At 59.5% G+C, this 5,295-nt stretch carries 4 protein-coding genes; 2 read left to right on the top strand and 2 right to left on the bottom strand.

Annotated elements, in window-relative coordinates; translation table 11 throughout:
- Positions 1 to 133: 133 nt before the first annotated feature.
- Positions 134 to 895 carry a hypothetical protein gene (locus tag GFD25_RS11775; RefSeq protein ID WP_163233054.1) on the top strand — a complete coding sequence of 254 codons (762 nt, stop codon included), beginning with the start codon at positions 134 to 136 and terminating at the stop codon, positions 893 to 895.
- Positions 896 to 1,041: 146 nt separating this feature from the next.
- Here GFD25_RS11775 and GFD25_RS11780 read toward each other — a convergent pair whose 3' ends face one another.
- Positions 1,042 to 2,490: an ATP-binding protein gene (locus tag GFD25_RS11780; RefSeq protein ID WP_163233056.1), complete on the bottom strand. Its 1,449-nt coding sequence runs from the start codon at positions 2,488 to 2,490 to the stop codon at positions 1,042 to 1,044.
- A gap of 463 nt (positions 2,491 to 2,953) precedes the next feature.
- On the opposite strand from GFD25_RS11780, the gene GFD25_RS11785 reads away from it, so the two are divergent.
- Complete coding sequence (locus tag GFD25_RS11785) at positions 2,954 to 3,688, top strand: HTH domain-containing protein (protein WP_163233058.1); 735 nt, start codon at positions 2,954 to 2,956, stop codon at positions 3,686 to 3,688.
- A gap of 60 nt (positions 3,689 to 3,748) precedes the next feature.
- Here the strand turns inward: GFD25_RS11785 and GFD25_RS11790 are convergent, their stop codons facing one another.
- The gene (locus GFD25_RS11790) at positions 3,749 to 5,194 is read right to left on the bottom strand and encodes a C1 family peptidase (RefSeq protein ID WP_163233060.1); all 1,446 of its coding nucleotides are present in this window, start codon (positions 5,192 to 5,194) and stop codon (positions 3,749 to 3,751) included.
- Between the last annotated feature and the right edge of the window lie 101 nt (positions 5,195 to 5,295).

Genomic DNA, 5,295 nt, shown 5'->3' on the forward strand with positions numbered 1-5,295 from the left:
AGGACCGATACCGTTCGCGCTCATTCCCGATGAGGCACCACCACACCCTACGCGCTCAAAAAACGTGAGGCACGTCGTGGCGCCGTCTGAATAGGTGACTTGGTGTAGAATCTTAATTGGGGTGAATTGTTATATGTCAGTATCCAAGGATGATGATTTGTTGATATCCCCGAAGGCAGGGGAAGCTCGATCTCTAATAAGGAATACCGAAAATGCAAAAGGGCTGGTGGATGATAAAATAATTTTACTTAACGTTGCGCTTTATCAAATTAGTCGATTACAGGCGGTTTTGCCAGACGCTACGTCAGCGATATCCCAAACTCAGCAACGTCATTACGATACATTATTTGATGTAGTGAATTATTTTGCAAAAAAATATGAGGAGAAGAGAGAGGAGTATAAGGAGGAATCTAAATCAATATTGCTAGACAATGCAAAACTGAAGAAACGTATGCAGCCTATTATTCAGGATCCTGCAGATCAGGATATGCAGGAATGTGAGTCCATAAATTTGCGAATGAATAATCTATTGGACAAGATAGATCATACGATAGGTGATGCGGATTATCTTATTAATACGCTGACTGAAACGCAAGAGTCCCTGAAGAAGGGGCGCAAAGGCGTGCTCAAATTGTTATGCTGGACTGGCTTTGGGGCACTCGTCGTCAGTTTGATTATTGGTGCCGTAGGGATGTGGCGGAACATCGCTGCCATAGATCTGGTCGGAGGCATAGGCGCGCTTTCCGCTGTCTTCGCGATCATCGCCGATGCGCTGAACAGGGGTGTGTTCGTTGCCGAACGGGATGCGCCGAAAACGCAGTGCTTGGTCGGGATTGCCGCTGGATGCGCGATGGCTGCCGTGCTCTTTCTCTTCGTCGCGATATTGTGTGCGTAAGCGGATCTATAGGTTTCGGTCCACGCAAATGTCGAGACGGCGTGTGATGGGCTTGTCGACGACAAGTCCCTGCGTTAGTCTCATGAGTCCGGCTGAACTATCGCCGATCGGCCACACGAGCGCGACCGATCGGCGACGCTGGGGGTTTACTTGGCACCGGAATCCGGCAGCGCCTCTTGCATCATCGTCGCCGCGTCAATGATGGTCAGTGAGTGATCCGCTGCTGTTTTTGTTGCCGTCGCAGTGCTGGTGGGTCTTTTGGTAAACAGGTAGTAGAGTCGTTCGCCGTTCTCGCGGATGAGGGGCGAACGTGCCTTGAGTCGGTCGATGGCTTCCGTCTCGTTGAGATGCTCCCTCCATTTGCATTCGCCGAGAAGTACCTTGTGATTGATCGAGTCGGTCATGACTACGTCGATGTCGGTCTGCTCGCGGGCGGTCGGGTCGTTGCCCCACCACTTGCCGAACGCGGTGGGCAGAAAGTCGATTCGTTGTTCCCTGCACTGGCGTAGCAGCCATTGCAGGCACATGGTTTCAAACTGTTGGCCCACGTATGTGTCGAAGACCGCGCCGGAAGTGGCTGATGCGGCGGCCGCTTGACCGTAGCCGGTATCGACGAGCGCGGTTGCCGGGCTGACGAACCGGTACCAGTAAGCGAAGAACGGATCTTTGATTTTCCACAGTCCTTTACGTGAATGGTTTGAGTCTTCGCCGAACGGCACCAGCCGCTCGATAATGCCGAGCTGTTCCAGCGTGCGCAGATACGAGCCGACGGTGTTCGTGTCGACGCCGGCGTATTCGGCGATTTCCTTCGGCTTGGTGCGGCCTGCGCCAACCGCGTCGAGGATCGAACTATACAGCGCCGGTTCGCGTAGTTCCTGACGTAACAGCATCATGGGCTCTTCGTAGAGAATGCCGTTTTGACTGAAGCATCGGGTCTGGATGTTTTGCGCGAAGGTCAGCTCCGGGTCTATCTGCTCCAGATAATAAGGGGTGCCTCCCAATGCCGCATAGTAATGGATAAGGGTCTGCCAGTCCGCATTTGGTGGCATGAGGCGGCATGCCTCGAACAGGTCGAATGGCTTGAGGCGGATCTGTGCGTTCCTGCGTCCGTACAGTGGACTCTTGTATCCGAGCACTTTGCTTTCCATGAAGCCTTCATTGGAGCCGCACAGCACCATAAGGATATTTGTTTCCTTGAATCGGTGGTCGATTGCGATCTGTAGCGCGGACGGCAGCGAAGGTTCCGTAGCTGCTGCGTACGGCAGCTCGTCCAATACAAATACAAACGGATCCGCTGGATTCGCCGTTGCTTTGTCTGCGATGTAGTTCAACGCGTCGTTCCAATTGGCGAATCCCGCAGGAAAGTTGGGTTCATGGAAAAACGTGAGGACTGCCTGCGAGAACTCACGCAGGTTCGCGGCGGCGCTCTGTTCTTTGGCGGTGAACCAGAGCGTGCGATGGCGTTCGCAGAAATGTGCGATCAACGCAGTCTTGCCCACCCGCCGGCGCCCGTATACGACGACCATCTGGAACTTGCCCAGCGAGGCATGGTACTCCAGCGTTTTCAGTTCCTCGCTTCTGCCCACGAACCCCATGATTGAGTTTCCTTTGCTATCGTGCATCATTTTGTTCGGGCCGGTGCCGGTCGTGCACTAGCCTCTGATCCTATATTACTGTGTTCGTGAGCAAGTTGTTCGTGAGCAACTTGCTCACGAACACAGTAATGGTTTGAGATGCCGTCCGTGTACTGTGCGGCTGTACCGTGCGGCGTGCTACGTGCGCGGGCTCCTGGCCTGCGTCCGACCTGCCGCGCCGTCTCAAAGGGTGGATCCGCGCTCGAGGCCAGACGGGGGTCATGAGTCAGTCTTGCGGATGCTGGCGTTGCGCAGTGCTTCGGGTGTTATCGAGGAAATCTACGGGGGATGCGCGAACGGGGGATTGTGGCTACATTGCTGTTCAACGAGCGAATCGTGTCGATGACGAATTCGACTGCCGGCTGATCCCGTGGCCCGGAGCCGGCAGTACGCGGATAGACGGATGAGCAGAGGAGCAGTTCACATGGGAAATTCAGCGTTCACCCAGGAAGAGATCGCGTATCTGTATTCGCTGCCGGCGGTGAGCAGGGTCACCAACGGGCGGATCACCTATTCGGAAAGCTTCAAAAAGGAATGCACGCGGCAGTACCTCGCCGGCAAGTCCCCGGCCCGCCTGTTCCGCGAGGCCGGGCTTGACCCGTCGCTGATCGGCTACAAACGCGTGGAACGGTGCGTGGCCCGGTGGAAAGTGCGCTACGGCGCGCAAGTGAAGGCCGAAGCGGAAGCCGGTGCGTCCGGCTCGGATTCAGGATCCGCGCAGTCCGGCGGACCGCTTGCCGGCGGTGCCGCGGCGGCCGTGTCCGCAATGCAGCGGTTCATGCGCTACGGGCAGACCGGTGAGCTGCCGTTCGCCCCGGATTCGGCGGAGGGCCGTGCCATGACCGACATGCTGTTCCGCCAGCAGATCCGGCACATCGACGAACTGGAAAAACAGCTTGACGACATGCGCCGCCGCGTCGCGCGTCTGACCGGACTGCTCGAACGGCATTCGGCCGCCGCCCCGCAGGACATCGCCGACATCATCGCCTCCGGCAAAACACATGGCATTGCCGTGGGGGGGGGGTATACGGATTCGGCGCTGTACGAGGTGTACGTCGTGCGGCGTGACGAAAACGGCAACATCGCCGAGGTCCGCGAGTTCGTGGAGGATGCGGCCGACTTGGCCGACGCGGTCAAGCCGGCCAAGTCGGCCAAATGACGTCGGCGCGGGAGCGCGGTGTAACAGCCTCACCGCACACCCGCACCATATGCGACGCGCTCAGCGGCAGCGCTTGGTGAGGGGCTGCCAGGGCTCAAGTTCGACCGGCTCGGCGGTCAGCAGCTCGCGCGTGGCCTCGTCGAGGTATTCCTTGCGGATGATGATCTCGGTCACGAAGCGGTCGAACCACGCGTCGGACATCACGTAGTAGCCGTCCACGCCGTTGTCCTTGCCCCAGCTGTTCTCAACCTTCCAGCGGTTCGGCTTGCCGTCCGCGTCGAGGTTCACGCCGGTGAACGTCATCGCGTGGTTGCTCGGGCTGTCGCCGTATTCGAGGCCATCGGCCTTGTCGAGCGGGAAATCGGTGCCGAACAGGCGGTCCACGCGCACGACGGACTGGTCGAAGAAGCCCGCGTCGCGCAGTGCGAACTGCGTGCAGTCGCAGGCGAACCAGATCGGGTGGCCGGCCGTGAGCTGGTCGATCGCGGCCTTGCGGAACACGTCGAGCGGCACGTTGACGAACTCCATGTCGCCGGCCTCGGCCACGTTCGCGGAGAACCGGATGCGGTAGCGCTTGCCGAACGGCGTGGCGGCCATCGGCGAGTTGCACAGCGTGGCGAAGTCGTTCACGTCGACCGGCACGTACTTCTTGTAGAACTCGAGCGGCGTGATGCCGGTCTCGCGGATGACCGGACGATCGTCGATGCCGGAATGCTTGTCATCCTTGCAGCAGCCCTCGGACTTCTTGCAGCCCTCTTCGCCGCAGCCCTTGCCGGACTTGCCGCCCTTCGCGTCGTCGCCCTTGGTGCGCGCGGACCAGTCGAACGTCGCCGGCGGCTCGCCGAGCGCGATCGAGCAGATGCGGTACACGACCGCCATGTCCTCGTTCTTGAGCGCGCGCAGCTCGTCCACGCCGACGCCCGCCGCGTGACGGCGACGCATCTCGGCCGCGAACCCGCGCAGCTTCGAGTTGAGGTACTGCTTGAACGCGGAGGAATCCGTGGAGTTGGCCGACTCCGGGTAGGCGCTCTTGGGCACGAGGCCGTACTTGTTGACGAGGGCGGCGAACATCTGCCACCAGCCGCCGTCGTCGGACGGGCCATAGTTGACGGCCTCGAAGACGCGGCTGTCGGTCGGCTCGTCGAGCGTGGCGAGCACGTTCTCGAGGTACGTGTTCGACTTCTCCATCGCATCCCAGAAGAACAGGTAGGTTTCGGAGAACTCGAAGTCCTCAAGGTTCCAGCGGTGCATGAGTTCGTAGCGCAGCGTGTTGAGCGAGGCGAACATCCAGCAGCGGCCGGAGTGCTTCTGGTTGGTGATCGAACCCTGCTTGAGTTCGACCGAGAAGTCGCGCGGCAGCTCGCGCACGCCGCGGTAGTCGGTGGCGGCCTTGAGGACGCCGGAGGAGACGGCCGCGTCTGCGGCGATGAGGTTGGCGCGGTCGGCGTTGAAGTCGGCGGCGTACTTGACGAGCAGATCGGGGTTGATGGCTGCGTTGCTTGGCATTGGTTGGTTCCTTTGGATTGGGTGGATGGGTTGCCGCGGGGTTGGGCGTGACCCCCTCAGTCAGCTGCGCTGACAGCTCCCCCTATCAGGGGGGCAGAAGA

The sequence above is a fragment of the Bifidobacterium aerophilum genome, assembly GCF_010667685.1.
GTDB classification, from domain to species: domain Bacteria; phylum Actinomycetota; class Actinomycetes; order Actinomycetales; family Bifidobacteriaceae; genus Bifidobacterium; species Bifidobacterium aerophilum.